The 14012-nt window shown below is 58.3% G+C and carries 12 protein-coding genes and 1 tRNA gene; 5 read left to right on the top strand and 8 right to left on the bottom strand.

The window, feature by feature from the left end:
- Positions 1–159 precede the first annotated feature (159 nt).
- The 4 genes from PLU72_19825 to PLU72_19810 all read left to right on the top strand — a co-directional run bounded on the left by PLU72_19825 (position 160) and on the right by PLU72_19810 (position 4822).
- The gene (locus tag PLU72_19825) at positions 160–2289 is read left to right on the top strand and encodes a phosphatidylserine/phosphatidylglycerophosphate/cardiolipin synthase family protein (GenBank protein ID HOT30432.1); all 2130 of its coding nucleotides are present in this window, start codon (positions 160–162) and stop codon (positions 2287–2289) included.
- Positions 2290–2388: 99 nt separating this feature from the next.
- On the top strand, positions 2389–3603 hold the full coding sequence (locus PLU72_19820) for a 4Fe-4S binding protein (protein HOT30431.1): 1215 nt from the start codon (positions 2389–2391) through the stop codon (positions 3601–3603).
- Between the two features lie 194 nt (positions 3604–3797).
- Entirely contained in the window at positions 3798–4604 is an 807-nt protein-coding gene (locus PLU72_19815; protein HOT30430.1) for a hypothetical protein, read from the top strand.
- A gap of 145 nt (positions 4605–4749) precedes the next feature.
- Positions 4750–4822 (top strand) — tRNA-Asn (locus PLU72_19810).
- A gap of 246 nt (positions 4823–5068) precedes the next feature.
- Here the strand turns inward: PLU72_19810 and PLU72_19805 are convergent.
- From PLU72_19805 to PLU72_19790, 4 genes are all read right to left on the bottom strand, one after another.
- Positions 5069–7324 (bottom strand): AAA family ATPase, encoded by a 2256-nt coding sequence (locus PLU72_19805; protein HOT30429.1) that lies wholly within the window; start codon positions 7322–7324, stop codon positions 5069–5071.
- A 248-nt stretch (positions 7325–7572) separates the two neighbouring features.
- The gene (locus PLU72_19800; GenBank protein ID HOT30428.1) at positions 7573–8040 is read right to left on the bottom strand and encodes a hypothetical protein; all 468 of its coding nucleotides are present in this window, start codon (positions 8038–8040) and stop codon (positions 7573–7575) included.
- A gap of 21 nt (positions 8041–8061) precedes the next feature.
- A complete protein-coding gene (locus PLU72_19795) occupies positions 8062–8472 on the bottom strand; it encodes a hypothetical protein (GenBank protein HOT30427.1) in 411 nt (136 codons plus the stop codon).
- A 36-nt stretch (positions 8473–8508) separates the two neighbouring features.
- Complete coding sequence (locus PLU72_19790) at positions 8509–9675, bottom strand: DnaB-like helicase N-terminal domain-containing protein (GenBank protein ID HOT30426.1); 1167 nt, start codon at positions 9673–9675, stop codon at positions 8509–8511.
- Positions 9676–9708: 33 nt separating this feature from the next.
- Here PLU72_19790 and PLU72_19785 point away from each other — a divergent pair, with 33 nt between their 5' ends.
- Entirely contained in the window at positions 9709–10446 is a 738-nt protein-coding gene (locus PLU72_19785) for a hypothetical protein (protein ID HOT30425.1), read from the top strand.
- Between the two features lie 22 nt (positions 10447–10468).
- Here the strand turns inward: PLU72_19785 and PLU72_19780 are convergent, their stop codons facing one another.
- The 4 genes from PLU72_19780 to PLU72_19765 all read right to left on the bottom strand — a co-directional run bounded on the left by PLU72_19780 (position 10469) and on the right by PLU72_19765 (position 13891).
- Positions 10469–10861, bottom strand: a complete 393-nt coding sequence (locus tag PLU72_19780; GenBank protein ID HOT30424.1) for a hypothetical protein — start codon at positions 10859–10861, stop codon at positions 10469–10471.
- Positions 10862–10941: 80 nt separating this feature from the next.
- A complete protein-coding gene (locus PLU72_19775) occupies positions 10942–11121 on the bottom strand; it encodes a hypothetical protein (GenBank protein HOT30423.1) in 180 nt (59 codons plus the stop codon).
- A gap of 365 nt (positions 11122–11486) precedes the next feature.
- Positions 11487–11780 (bottom strand): hypothetical protein, encoded by a 294-nt coding sequence (locus PLU72_19770; protein HOT30422.1) that lies wholly within the window; start codon positions 11778–11780, stop codon positions 11487–11489.
- Positions 11781–11818: 38 nt separating this feature from the next.
- A complete protein-coding gene (locus PLU72_19765) occupies positions 11819–13891 on the bottom strand; it encodes an AAA family ATPase (GenBank protein ID HOT30421.1) in 2073 nt (690 codons plus the stop codon).
- Positions 13892–14012: the final 121 nt, after the last annotated feature.

Genomic DNA, 14012 nt, shown 5'->3' with positions numbered 1-14012 from the left:
TCCCGACGAAAACCCTTCGGAAAACCGTACCAGACCGCTCACTGAGAATTGCTGAGTTTGGTTGTCTCGATTTGCGGAATTCTGTACCATCCGTATAATCGTCATATTGAGATGTTTTCACTGCGTGTTTTGCCCTGAAACGCAAACGGAGGTGTTCCCGTGACGACTGGCTTCTTCGATCGAAACAGATCCCGGACGGGCCTCGGTCTTCTGCTCGCGGCCGGCCTCTTCACGATGGGCACCCTGTATGCGCCCTCCATGTCCGTTGCCGCCGAGAATGACCTGGTCGCAGCCCATGCGCGGTACGTCGCGATCTACGCCGAATACACCGAAGCTGTTCGTCAGAAAGCATCCCAGGACCGCATCGAAAGGCTTGCTGCGGAACTGAAGACGGCGCAGGCCGCGTATGAAAAAGCCGTCCGTGGCGGTTCGGTCACGACGACGTCATCCCCCCTTCCATCGGTTATCGAGCCCGAACCCGCTCTCGAAACCACTCAGGATGCCGATGCCGTCGATCAGACGGATACCGTCTCCGCATCGGCGCCGAGGCGGCTGACGGCCGAGCGGCAGGCGTTCGAGAACCTGCTGGTGAAGATGTACGGGCCCGAACGGAAATCGAATCCGACGGGGCTCGTCGAGCAGCTGAAGAAGTTCATTTCCGGCGTGTTCGAGCCCCAACTGAAAGTCGACGCCACCTGGGAACTCGCCGAACTCCTGATGGAGAGCACCGGCTCCGCCGAAGCCGCGAAAAAGCCGCTGGCCGACCTTGCCGCGTCGACCCGCACCCCGGAGATCCGCCGCCAGGCCCTCGCACGAATGAAGCAGTACACCCTCGAATCGAAGATCGAAACCCAGCGGAAAACCTTCGAAACGAAGCGGATTGCCACGATCGCCGCCTGGCAGGCGACGGCGAAGACCTCCTGGCTCGCGTTTCCCGTGAAGGGCGCCCGCTGGACGAAATGGCTCGTCGCGAACGCCGGCCGGCGCATCGAGGGCGTCCGGCTTCGCAAACTGCTCGACGAGTATGATACCGTCGTCGCCGACACGTTCGAGAAAGGCTCGATCGACGAGAAGACCGCGTCGAGGCTAATTCCCGCGAACACGGTCACGATGCTCGTGAACGGCCGTTCGAGCTTCGCGAAGCGGTTCGAGCTTGTCGCCGCCGCGAAGTCCGATATCTGCATCCAGACCCTGCTCTGGAACGACGACGAGATCGGGAACAAGATGGCCGACCTGCTGATCGAACGCGTGAAGAACGGTGTCGACGTGCGCGTCATCGTCGATGATGCGTTCGCGTTTCCCCGGCGCAAGGGCATCATCCGGCGGATGCAGAACGGCGGCGTCCAGGTGCTGATCAACAACCCGCTTCTGCGAAACACCCTGAAAGCGAACTATCGGTCGCACCAGAAGATGCTGATCGTCGATGAGGGCGTTGCGATCGTCGGCGGCATGAACATGGCCTCGGAATACGCAAAAGGCGAAATCGAGGAATACGGCTGGCGCGATACCGACGTCATGGTGACCGGACCGGTCGTCGACGAAATCTGTGAACTGTTCGAGAACAACTGGGAGCGGCTGGTCATCGACGAGCGCGCCGAAACCGGAGCTCCGAAGATCGCCGAGGTGAAGGACAAGGAGGAGAAACTGCCGATCCTTCCCAACCGCGCCCAGCTCATTCCCGGTCCGCTTCCGATCTACTTCGACGAGCCGCCTGTCTTCGAGAACGTTCGCGTGCGTTTCCTCAAGACGTTTCCGACGAGGTCTGACGACGACGACATTCTCGACCTGTTCATCGAGTATATGAACGGCTCGACGCGGGAAGTCATCTTCGAGAGCGCTTATTTCATCCCGACCCCGGCGCTGAAGAACGCGATCGTCGCCACGTGCCGGCGGGGCGTGAAGGTGAAGATTCTCACCAACTCCGTCGAAAGCAACAATCACCCGCAGGCCGGCATCGCGGGCCGCGCGAACTACGAAGACGTGATGAAGGCCGGCGCCGAGATCTACGAATGGCGCGGCGCCCAGACGCTTCATTCGAAGGTCAGCTGGTTCGACGGCAAGGCCGCGACGGTCGGCGCCTACAACGTCAACTCGCGCAGCCACGCCTGCGACTCTGAAGACGTGCTCTCGCTCGAAGACCGCCGCGTCGCCCGCGCCTTCGAGATCGTCCTGCGCCGCGACCTCGCCCGCGCCCGCAAGGTCACCCCCGCCGACCTCGAAGCCTGGCGAGACACCTTCAGGGAACGCGCCGTCATGGACATCTACAACCTGTTCAAATGGATTTTTTAACGGATGATATTCGGGAGAATATACGTGCGGTGTTCGCCTCAGGGCGGGTTTGAAACCCGGCCCACCCCCGCATTGTGGCGAATGTAAAAACCTGACGCCATGCAGAAAACCAGGCGTGTCTATCAATTGCTATTTGTCTTCGCGGCGATTGTTCTGACTGCGCGCAACCTGCGCGGTTACACCAAGGCGACGATCGAATCCTGGTGTCCCGGCGGCGGCATCGAAAGCCTCGCGTTCTATGTGAAGAACAACGCATTCCTCTGCGCCGTCTCGGGCCTGAACCTGATTTTATTTATAGCTGTCACGATAGGAACGCTCATCGCCGGCCGCGCCTTCTGTTCCTGGGTCTGCCCGATCGGCGCTCTCCACGAGCTTCTCGCCCGCGCCGGCAAGGTTCTCGGCATCAGGCGCGACACCGTCTGGCAGGGCGCCGGCCGGTTTCTCGGTCTGGCGAGGTACCCCGTTCTGCTGCTCATTCTCTGGGCGACGATGTCGTATGCCGACCTGGTCCTGCGGCCGTTCTGCCCGTATTACGTCGTGATGTCCGGCCAGGAGCACGAGGTCGCGTGGTGGTCGAAATGGCTCATGATCGGTCTCGGCGGCGCGGCCCTCGCCCTGCCGTTCTTCTGGTGCCGCCTGATCTGCCCGCTCGGAACGACGCTCGGGTTGTTTCGCCTCGCTTCGCCGGTGGCACCGACGATCAACCCCGACCGGTGCACGAACTGCGGCGACTGCGGCCGCGCCTGCCCCCAGCAGATACCCGTTCACGAGGTTCGGCGCGTCTGGTCGACCGAGTGCACCTCCTGCGCCGTCTGCATCGACGCGTGCCCCCACCGGGCGATCGCCATGAAGCTCGGGTATGCCGCGCCCTCCCCCCCGTCGGAAGGCTCTGAACCTTCCTGCAGGAAGCGGTTCGGCCTGTCGCGGAAATTCCTTCCGGCGATCGTCGCGCTGATGATGCTTGCGGGCATTCTGACGGCGTGGAACATCCCGATGCCGACCGTCTCGAAAACCTACGCAAATTACGGGAAAACCGCGAATGCGGCTTCCGTCGACATGATCGTGACCGGGCTTCGGTGCCGGGGTACCGCGCTGACGTTCTCATGGATCATCGAGCAGGATGCGGGGATCCTTTCCTTCGATGCGTTCGTCGCGGAGCACCGCGCCCGCATTCTCTACGATCCGGCAACGATCGACCCGATACGGATCAAAGCCCTGATCGAGGACGGGCGGATGCGCAAAGACAAAAAGACCGGCGCCGAGAAACTGGTTCGGCCCTTTGTCGTCGAACGCATCCTCGAAAACGATGAATAACCTTCACTGCCGATGGTTCCTCATTCGCCCTTCGACAGGCTCAGGGCGAACGCTTGGCTTTCATTCTGCAGGACTCCAGAACACTTGTGCAGAGCCTTTTCCCGTTCATCCTGAGCCTGACGAAACAGATACCAGTGCAAATTCTCCCATGCAGAGGACTTGTCAATCAGGAGATTTATGGGCATAATTGATCCATGATGTCATTGCGCAGAAACTGTTTCGTTGTCCTCGCGATTGTCCTGCTGCTGATCGCGCCGGCCGTTTCCGCGCGGCCCTACAAGGCCGGCCCGCACATCGTTGATCTCTCGATCCGGAATGCAACCATGCAGTTGATTCCGAATGCAAAAGCATCGGTATCGTTCGATAATGGTACCATTCGCGTCTGGGCGTTTGCCAAGGGATATACGGGTCAGAAGTTCTCGATCGCCGCCGGGAACTCTCCGTCGGTGTTCAGCCGCGACGTCGTTCTCGATGACCCTGATGTCTGGCTCCAGGCTCGCAACATGATCAATGCGCCGATATCCTCGGTGTATTTCAACCGTGACCAGTATGGCGCCCCGGCGAACCGGTACCGCATTTCCGCGTTCATTCCGAAGGACGAGTGGCGCAATCCGACCGTCGGCAATCTTCTGGTTCGTGGCGGCGCCCTCGGAACCCAGATTCCCTTCGAATGCACCATCGAACTGATCGACGAGTTCTACCGTGTCGATCTGTTGATCGCCCGCACGGCCCTCGCCCCGATGGAATACCGGTTCACCGTCTTTTTTAAATCCGCCGGCGAGTTCTCCCTCCCGATGCGCAATCTTTTCTGCCGAGACCTGGCTGCCCTGTCGACCTCGTCCGACCCGGCCGCCGAATCCCTCGCCCTCTCCCTCTGCCGCTTCATCGCCGCCTGCGACGGCGATCACCCCGACTTCGCCTCCGACGAAGACCCCATCATCCTGAAGCGCTTCAAGGCCGACCGTCTCCGCTTCGACACCCTCCACGCCCCCACGCCGTAACGGCGGCTTTTCCCGGGCTCCTCGTCAACCCCCGATGTCTGGGCCTGGTCTCAAGTCTGCCCGTCCTCTCGACCGTCATGGCCCAGCTTTTTTTTCGTTCCCCCTCTTGCGCCCCGAAATAAAGTATGGTAATATACGGTCACATTCCCAGATAGCTCAGCCGGTAGAGCAGCTGGCTGTTAACCAGCGGGCCGGGGGTTCGAGTCCCTCTCTGGGAGCTTGCTGAAAGACCCGGGATGTCTCGGGACGTATGAAAGACCCGCCAAATAAGCGGGTCTTTCGACTTTTTAGCCTCTTTCGATGTCTCGGGAAATTCTGTGAAATCTTCCTTTTCTGGGTATATTTATCAGAACTTTGGTGTCCCTGTTTTCCAGCCTACCTCAATTCTTGCCGGATCACGCATGTGAGACTCCTTTTCAGTGGCCGCGATGGCGGGGGTCCCTTGTCATTTTAACCACGGGCTGTTATCGCGGGGTTCGGGAGAAACCGATCTCGGGGTGGCGGTTGGGGGTGCGGGCGGCGCAGAGTTTGGCGAGGCCGGCGAGGAGTTCGTCGTGGGTGGCTGTCATGCCGGGCACCAGAGTGAGGCGTTTGTGCATGTTCGCGAAATCGCTCGGCACGAGGCCCGGCAGGCGGCTCAGGCGGTCGAGCGTCGCGGGCGGCGGGTCGCCACCGGCGAAGCCGGCGAGGAGGCGGCGATAGAAGACGGCGGCCGACGCGGGCGTGAGGGCGCCGAACTCGAGGTGGAAGTGGAACCGGCGCATCGAGGCCTGGTCGAGCCGGGTCGCGTGGTTGGTCGCGGCCACGAAGACGCCCTTGAACGACTCGAGCGCCGAGAGCAGTTCGTTCACCTGGGTCACCTCCCAGCTCCGGACGGCCGATTCCCGGCTCGAAAGAAGGCTGTCGACCTCGTCGAGGAACAGCACGGCCGACTCCCGTTCTGCCTGGCGGAACACCTCGCGGATCGTCTTCTCGGTCATCCCGACGTAGGGGCTGAGAATCTCGGAGGCCGTCTTCGCGTGGAGGGGCATGCCGAGCAGAGAACTGAGGCGTCGGGCGAAATGGGTCTTCCCGGTTCCAGGGGGGCCCTGCAGGAGAATCGTCAGGGCCCGCTTCGTCGGGGCCTCGCGCCATCGGGCGGCGACGGTGAGAATCTGGTTCAGATCGTCGGCCGGCTGGATATTCATCAGCTCGATCCCGACCGGTTCGCCGACGTCGGCCTGGGCCGTCTCGGTCTTACCCTCCTCTTCGGTGAACAGCAGTTGGGACTCGAGCAGGTGATCGACATACGCGACGAACTCGGCGCGGTTCAAGCCCTTCCGGGGCAGGTTCGCGGCGTTGCGGAGGGCCGCGTCGATCCCGCCGGCGCTGACGGGGCGTTCGCGGGCGAAGCGTTCGAGGTCTTCGGGCCGCAGAAGCCGCGCAACGCCGTGCTTTCTGGCCGCTGTTTCCCAGATCGAGAGGCGGTCTTTCGGGGTGGCGCGCTCGTACCGGATCGCGAAGTCAAACCGGCGCCTCGTCGACGGATCGATGGCGCCCAGGTCGTTGGCGACCCAGAACTGGGTGCAGACGGCCGAATCGAGCGCGTCGTTGATCATCGCCTTCCCGACGGACGAGCCGGATGCCCCGAACAGGGCCCGGAACATCCCGCCGCCACCGGCGCCGAGCAGGGTGTCCGCCTCGTCGACCAGGATCGCCGTGTCGGGCTGGTCGCCCCGCGAGTTGCGGCAGGCGACGAGGCCCCTGATGCGGAAGCCGTCCGTGACCCGAACGGAATCGTCGGAATCATCGCTGCGACCGGGTCGCATCGCAACGACGTACAGGCTCAATCCGAGCTCGCGGGCCAGCGCGTGAACCGTCTCGGTCTTGCCGGTTCCGGGCGGCCCGGCGAGGAGGATGTTGATGCCGCAGCCGGGCTTCCTGTTGTTCAGAAGAGTGCGGATGGTCTCGACGTCCCGGGGGCTGATCGTCAATTTCTCGAGAGGAAGGGCGGGTCCGTCGAAATGCTGGTAATACCAGGTCGAGAGTGTGAGTTTGCGGCTTCCGGTGAGATACTCGACCACTTCGCTCCGCACGTCGCCGTCGCGGTCGAAAAAGTTCAGTCGCCGCAGGGAACCGTCGGTCGAAACGGCCTTCATGAACACCGGCCGGCTCGCATCGATCAAGTATTGATACCGATATATATTGTGCAGGCCGCGCGAAGCAGGTCGTATACTGTCGAGAATACACTCGATGGCGGGCGAGATTTCATGGAGCGCCGTCAGGGCGATGATCTCGGTTTCGATCTCGGAAAGCCGGAAGGTGCGCCGAATTTCGTCAAGTTTCCGGGAAAATTTTGACAGTCGTTTCGATTCGCGGCGCTCGGCGTTTTCGATTGCATGACGGAGCTGTTCCATGAGAAGCAGACGGATTTTCGGCCCGACGCTGGATTCGGTGGTGACGATGCGGAAAAAATCGTCGAGGTCAGGATTGGGACTGAAGATATCAGCGGTTCGCGGCGAGGCCATGAGCTTTTCCCGGTAGGGTTCGAGAACGTGCAGGGAATCCCGCATGAACATCTTGCGGCGCCGTGCATTGAGGAGTGAGTAAAATGCGCGGCAGATATCCGAACCCACGTTCAGCCCAAACCGGTTCATGATCTGGAGCGCGGCTCGCAGAACGTGCAGATGGGCACCGACGTCGGCTTGATGAAGCGTGTGTTTTTCCGTGCGAAGTCTCATGATCGGTTGGACCTCCTTGTATGGAATGCGGCATGTGTTTTATTTGCTTTTTCGTTCCGTCTCGAACAATTCCTCGAGGAGACCAGGGAATTTTTTCTTGAATTCTTCGACGGCTTGTCGGACCGCCTTTTCAACATCTGATTCAATTGTCGGTCTTGGTTTCTTTTTCTTGCGTTTATGTTTCTTCATACGGCCACCTCGTTCTTTCATTTCATATAGAAGATCTCGTGATGAAGCAGGATCTACAATCATTTCCAAAGCAGAACACAAATATCTTCCTCTCTGAAGTGCTGTAACAGCAGGCCGCAGCAAAAATGCGTCAGGATGATCTTGCGCTTCGAGAAGAGGAATTCCCGGGTTTCATCGACCCAACCGACATCGAGTCGCGGGTCGTGAACGTGGTGAATATTGAGACTTTCAAAGTGGACCAAGAGGCCGCTGCCGGGTTTCCAGGAAAGGGCACACCAGTCTGTTATCGCGTATATATCGTTGAATGTATATGACCAATTGAAATGGCGACAATAGCCGATCGTTTCCAGGAGTCGCGTGATTCTCTGCGGGCGATCGATCCGGTGGAGTTTCAACAGAGGGTCTTCACCGCACAGCATAGTGGAGAAGCTCGCCGGAGCTGATAATCGTATCGCACGTTCGAGACTCTCGGGAAAGGGGAAATGCTTTCTGATGAAGGCATCGCGCCTGCGCTTGTACTCGTTCATTCCCCTCCCCTTTCCTGCCGTCTACTTGAGGCCCAGGGCTTCCCGCGCACGGTCGTTCCAAAGTGTCTGGATCCAGTCGTCGGGGTAAAGGAGCTCGGACTTCACCCAGATGACGTTCCAGCCGCGGGCGGTGAGGCGGTGTTTCATGACGAGCGCGCCCACCTCGTTCGATGTGTGGATCATCACCGGGCAGAACGGCTCCATCAGGTTCAAAAAGTCGACGACGAAACAACCGCAGGCGATTCCGAGATTGCCGCACGGGGTCTCGTGGGGCTTCAGGTCATGATCGAGCGAGAGCAACCGAATCGCCGCGCGATGCGCGTGAAGATACGCGATGGCATCGAACGCATCGTTCCGGACGACGATATCCAGGCCGAGTTCCGCGAACCGGTGGATCCGGGATTCATTGTCTTCGAGAAGAAAGATGCTCATAGGGTCGCACCCGCCTTTCTTCGATGTTTTGAAGGATCATTCCGTCTGCGTCGACGCCGAGAGTTTCCTGATCAGTTTCTTGATGGCTTCCCCCGGAAAAAGATCCGACAACTGCCGGACAATCATCCAGATGAAGGCTTCACCGCCGGCCTCGGCAAGCCGGCCCGTTCTTTTCATTTCCTTGATCACATGGATTTCGAAAACGTACTTCTCCCTCGTCTTCAAGTCGGCGATAGCCCGGAAGATGCCTCGGTGAGCCGGAACGGTGAAGTGTTCGGGTTTCAAAAGAGCAACGGCCATGTCGGAAAGCTCGGCGTTGCCGTTCCACTCCGCCATGATCGCCGCGAGAATCTGCATCTCGGCTTCGGCCGGCGTCTGTTCGAGTTTCGGGGCATTCACCTCCATCGAGAAAAAGGCCGCGTCGAGGCAGATGCAGTCCTCCTGCCTCAACGGCTTGACATCGATGCCGACATACAGCTTCATCGAATCGGATTTCATCTGCCTGACGGCGGCATCGACGATCTGGCGCACGTCGTCAGCCCGTTCCCGCTCGGATACCACGAACCGGAGGAAGCCGCACGTGGTGTACGTCAGATCTTTCGACAGCATCACCGTGACGAGGTCGTCCTTTCTGCCGACAACTCTGAAACTGGAATACGACGGGCAGGTGTGGAGCGCCTCGAACAACAAATCAAGCGGGAAATCGTAGACCCGCTCCGTCACCCCGGTTCCCATCCACCCTTTTCCGCTTTTCATGCACGTGAGGCATAATGCTTCCTTCCCGTAGTCCCTCAGCCCGACTGGAGATAATCGCGGGATTCGGAAGCACTGGCGGATTTTCCGGATGAGCGCGCGATCGGAAAGGATTTCTCGACTCGCGGAAATTACGAATGTGTTTCGTTCGAGATCGAGCTGTACATACCCTTCCGGAAGCGCCTCGACGTTCTGTCTACCGAGCTCGGGGCATTCACTGAGAAGCATTTTGCGGCAATCGACGACGGTGTCACGCGTGAGAAGATACTTCCAGTCGCCCACCCCTTTCCGAATGCTGGAAGGACAGGCAACGATTCGACCGTCATGGACCAGGAACGGGCCGAGCAGGGGTGGTTTTTTGGCGGCCGCGTGTTTTTTCAGACGCTTGGTGATGCGACTCCAGGCGGCATCATCGAACGGCCAGGTCTCGAGCTTTTTCCGGTATGCCATACGGCCTCCTGTTTTCGACGAATCCATCAATTCATGAATCACGGTGAACACAAAGGGCAGGCTCGTTCATGTTGTGAAGTTTCGGAAGACACCCGAGGGGATTTCGCGGCCTTTGTAGGAAAGGCTCATGGCCGGTATGGATTCGGCAGGCGCCTCGAACTTTTCAACGAAATTCCCGTCGGTGTCGAACTTCATACCGTTGTCGTAGGTCTGTTGGTATCGATAGCCGATGATCTTCCCGAAGGTGATTATCGCGCCTTTCCTGTATTTGAAATGCCAGCGAATGAGGTCGCCGACCTCGCCGTGGCTCAAATCGGCCTCATTGACGGGGATGAACCGCCAATATGGTGCTCCGGAAATGATAGCTACAAATATCGGAGAAGGAATCGTGCGTTCTGTCTCGACAAACAGGTGAGGATGGAACTCGGCTCGCGCCTTCGCGACCATGACCTCGATTTCGCGTTTCCGGTCGGCTTCGAGATCCGCAGCGGCTTTTTCGATAACGTAATTCGAGTCGAGGCGGAATACCGTTGCGAGACGCCGGAACAAGTCCACTCCGTGGTCATCCCCGGCGAGAAACTTCTCGATGCGCCGAATGCCTTTCGCCGAATTCCTGTATCCGAGAGCGCGCGAGAAGGGGCCGCGTCCGTCCTGCTTCACAGCTTGCCTGACCAGAGTTCTGAGCCCGTCGAGATACGCACCCATATCGACCACCTCTCTGTAAAAATATTCACCAGTCTCTCTATTCGATACATCATTTATACTATTTAACAGTTTTCCCAAAATAAGCGGTTTAACGAAAAAGGCGAGCGCGCCAACGAAGAGGGAAGCAGTGATTCAGTGCAACGAGGGGAAGCTTTTCCTTACGCCCCTTGAACTGGAACAGACGCATATAGAGATAATAGGCCCTGTAGAGAATCTTCTGCTGTCTTCGCTCGTCGAGTTTTGCGAACGGAATGAGCTTCTCGGGCGGGTATTCCTCGGCCTTCAGGAAAACGTATGGCAGTTCATCCTGCCCCCTGATGCACCACAACAACCATTGGATGTTCTCATCATCCGGGGGGAGCTTCACCTCTTCACCAGCTGCCTCCTCATCTATCGCGCGAAGAATCACATAGACCGAATAGGGGTCTTCCAGGACGTCGGTGTTAACCGTTTTCAGAACATCAATCTGTTCCGGCAACATAAAGACGTCTCCTTTATCATATATCTATACTAATATACAATAGAGAACCCTGGAGAGCCATCTCATGGCTAGCTGCCCGATCATTTCATCGTTGAGATAGACTTTTCCAGCTCCGTGTCTTCGATATAAAAAACTTCAGGACACGGATGCTCAGGTCTGACCGCATTGATGATTATCTGACCCAGCCGCAAATCAGGATTCAACAACCATTTCTCTTTTATCGTCGCCAACATCCTTTCAATTCGCTTGATGTCTCTCATATGAGTCTCCTAACGATTTCTGCAGAATGAATATTCCCAGTTCACTCTGATAAATCAGTGTTTTCAAGCGCCCTTCATTGGCAATATGTGGTCATATAGTTTATTATTTGCATTACCTTGCAGCCGACGAGCTTGTCGGAATTATCGGCTGGCGATCCGTTCACGTATGTTCCCCAGGCAGTTCATCCCAGCTCCGCCGACGCCAATAATGACCATAACCTTCCGATTCATATCCATGACGAAACCTCCCATGCTCATTGCTCATTCTGGCCGCACCCTTCGTAAGCGCATCATAATCCGCACACTGCGACACGTGGTGTCGCGTAGATCGATAAGCCTATGATTCGGCCGGAACATACGCCCAGTCAGTGCTGACCGTTGTGGCTTGCGTGACTGACAGCCGCGAGGAAACGGAGAAGGATTTCGGGGTTGTCGCCTTCGTCGCGGGTGAGGACGTAGCCTCGATGACGGCGGTCGTATTTCACCGTGATGCCGAACTCGAGCGATATGCCGGCTATGTCGCGTTGGAGGGTGCGCGTGGTTATCTCGAGACCGTGCGCATGCAGGAACCGATGAATCTGTGACAACGACGGGTAGCGGCACCGCGTCACCTTTTCGATGATCAGCGCGTATCTTTTAACGATTCCCTGGATGCTCATGGCGAATCCTCCGGTTATACAGGCAGAATCTGCAGGTCTCACGCCCCATCTGTGCTCGTGAAGCCGATCAGCGCGCGGCGTTCGGGAGAGCGGGAGTTGCGCATTTCGAGGAGTCCGTCGATCATTTCCGCATGGGGGACCGTCATGCCGGGGACAAGCGTCATGCGGCGGCGCACGTTCGCGAAGTCGCTCGGGACGAGACCGGTCATGCTGGAGAGCCTTTTCCTGACGGTCGGCGTAATCGCGTCTTCGGCGAACCCTGCAAGGAGCTTTCGGTAGAAGAGTTCAGCGGCTGCCGGGGCGAGCTCGCCGAATCGCAGGCGGAAGTGGAATCGGCGCATCGATGCCTTATCCAGCGATGAGGCGTGGTTCGTAGCAGCCAGAAACACGCCCTTGAACGTTTCGAGCGCCGACAGCAGTTCGTTGACCTGGGTCACCTCCCAGCTTCGAACGGCCGATTCCCGGCTCGAAAGAAGGCTGTCGACCTCGTCGAGGAACAGCACGGCGTTCTCGCGCTCGGCCTGGCGGAATATTTCCCTGATCGTCTTTTCCGTCATGCCGACGTAGGGGCTCAGGATCTCGGAACAGGTTTTCACGTGCAGTTGCTTTCCCAGCAGTTCGGCCAGGTGGTGCGCGAAGTGCGTCTTTCCCGTTCCGGGAGGGCCCTGGAGGAGGATGTTCAGGCTGTTTGCGCCGGCATCTTCACGCCATTTCGCGGCGACGGCGAGGATCCGTTTCATGTCGGCCGCCGGTTCAATATTGAGCGTTGTAATATCGACCTGCTCACCCGCACGTCGCCGGACGACTTCGGTGCCGGACCGGTTCTCAGTAAAGAGACCCTGTGCCTCGAGAAGCTGTTCGATATACCTGACGAACTCTTTTTTCGTCATGTATTCCGCCGGGAGGTTCGCCGCATTCTTCAGGGCGGAAGTAATTCCACCCGCATCGACCGGGTGCTCCCGAGAGAACCGCTCCAGATCGTCGCGCGAGAGATACCGGGCCAGGCCGAATTTCCGAGTGGCCGTTTCCCAGATCATGAGACGGTCTTTCGGGGTTGACCTCTCATATCTGACGGCGTAATCGAACCGGCGGCGGGTCGATGGATCGATGCCATTGAGACTGTTCACGACCCAGAACTGCGGGCAGACGGCCGAATCGAGCGCGTCGTTGGTGATCGCCTTTCCCACGGTCGAACCGAACGTGCCGAACAGTGAACCGAGCAGTCCGTCGGGCCTTCCGCTGCCGATGAGGGCGTCGGCTTCATCGATGAGAATCGCCCCGTCATCGTAGCTTCCGATGGAGTTCCGGCAGGCCACGAGCCCGCGCATCCGGAACATGCCGTTGGCGCCGGCCGTGTCGCCGTCATCGTTCCTGGTATTGGGCATCGAGGCGACTTCATACAAGCTCAGGCCGAGCTCCCGGGCAAGCGCGTGGACGGTTTCGGTTTTCCCCGTTCCGGGAGGACCGGCAAGGAGAATGTTCACCCCCGTTTTTGGCGACCGGTTGGCAAGAATCGTTCTGATGGCTTCCACGTCGGTCGGTGCGATCATCAGCTTTTCGAGAGGAATGGCGGCACCTTCGAATTTTTTGAAGTAACTGCTCGTGAGGCCGATTTTCCCCGTGCCGATCAGGAACTCGACGATTTCGTTCTTTGCCTCGCCGTCGCGGTCAATGAAGCCGAGTTTTCGGATGAGGCTTTCGGATGACGTGGCCTTCATCAGCTCATGGCGCTTCAGGTTCGTGAGGTTCTGCAGTTTGACGGCCCAGTTGAAATAATTTCTCCGGCCGGAAGGAACCGCGTCGCACAACGATTCGAACCGCTCTGATATCTTGTACAGAACGGCCATGGAGAGAAGGTGCGTTTCCGCATCGCTGAGACGGAAGGTCGACTGCACTTCGGCAAGTCTCTCGAGGAACCTCGTCGACTTGACCTTGATCGCTCGTTCGAGATGCTCGATTTCATCGCGAAATATGTTCAGAACGGTGGGAAGAACTTTGTCCACACGGCATTCGGAGCGATTCAGAAAGTATTCCACGTCTTCGATATCCGGAACGTTCTCAAACATGCCCCGGAACCTGACGTTGTCTTTCAATTCATCTTTGTAGGGCATGAGAATCTCACGAATCCGTTTGAATAACCCTATGCGCCTCTTTTTCGGAATCAACCCAAGGATGACGCTTCATTGACGGTGGGCCCTTTTTGAGGAATTCGGTGACTGGGCCCGCTTGAAT

It is taken from the genome of Candidatus Ozemobacteraceae bacterium (assembly GCA_035373905.1).
In the GTDB taxonomy this organism is placed as follows: Bacteria; Muiribacteriota; Ozemobacteria; order Ozemobacterales; family Ozemobacteraceae; genus MWAR01.
Note: the sequence above shows the minus strand (reverse complement) of the source record. Positions and strands in the feature narration are given on the sequence as shown.

Bases quoted from the DNA above. Each gene is read 5' to 3' on its own strand.
- PLU72_19770 (HOT30422.1), bottom strand. From the start codon at position 11,780: ATGAGCATCCAGGGAATCGTTAAAAGATACGCGCTGATCATCGAAAAG.
- PLU72_19805 (HOT30429.1), bottom strand. From the start codon at position 7,324: ATGAGACTTCGCACGGAAAAACACACGCTTCATCAAGCCGACGTCGGT.
- PLU72_19800 (HOT30428.1), bottom strand. From the start codon at position 8,040: ATGAACGAGTACAAGCGCAGGCGCGATGCCTTCATCAGAAAGCATTTC.
- PLU72_19815 (HOT30430.1), top strand. From the start codon at position 3,798: ATGATGTCATTGCGCAGAAACTGTTTCGTTGTCCTCGCGATTGTCCTG.
- PLU72_19765 (HOT30421.1), bottom strand. From the start codon at position 13,891: ATGCCCTACAAAGATGAATTGAAAGACAACGTCAGGTTCCGGGGCATG.
- PLU72_19795 (HOT30427.1), bottom strand. From the start codon at position 8,472: ATGAGCATCTTTCTTCTCGAAGACAATGAATCCCGGATCCACCGGTTC.
- PLU72_19780 (HOT30424.1), bottom strand. From the start codon at position 10,861: ATGTTGCCGGAACAGATTGATGTTCTGAAAACGGTTAACACCGACGTC.
- PLU72_19820 (HOT30431.1), top strand. From the start codon at position 2,389: ATGCAGAAAACCAGGCGTGTCTATCAATTGCTATTTGTCTTCGCGGCG.
- PLU72_19790 (HOT30426.1), bottom strand. From the start codon at position 9,675: ATGGCATACCGGAAAAAGCTCGAGACCTGGCCGTTCGATGATGCCGCC.
- PLU72_19775 (HOT30423.1), bottom strand. From the start codon at position 11,121: ATGAGAGACATCAAGCGAATTGAAAGGATGTTGGCGACGATAAAAGAG.
- PLU72_19785 (HOT30425.1), top strand. From the start codon at position 9,709: ATGAATCACGGTGAACACAAAGGGCAGGCTCGTTCATGTTGTGAAGTT.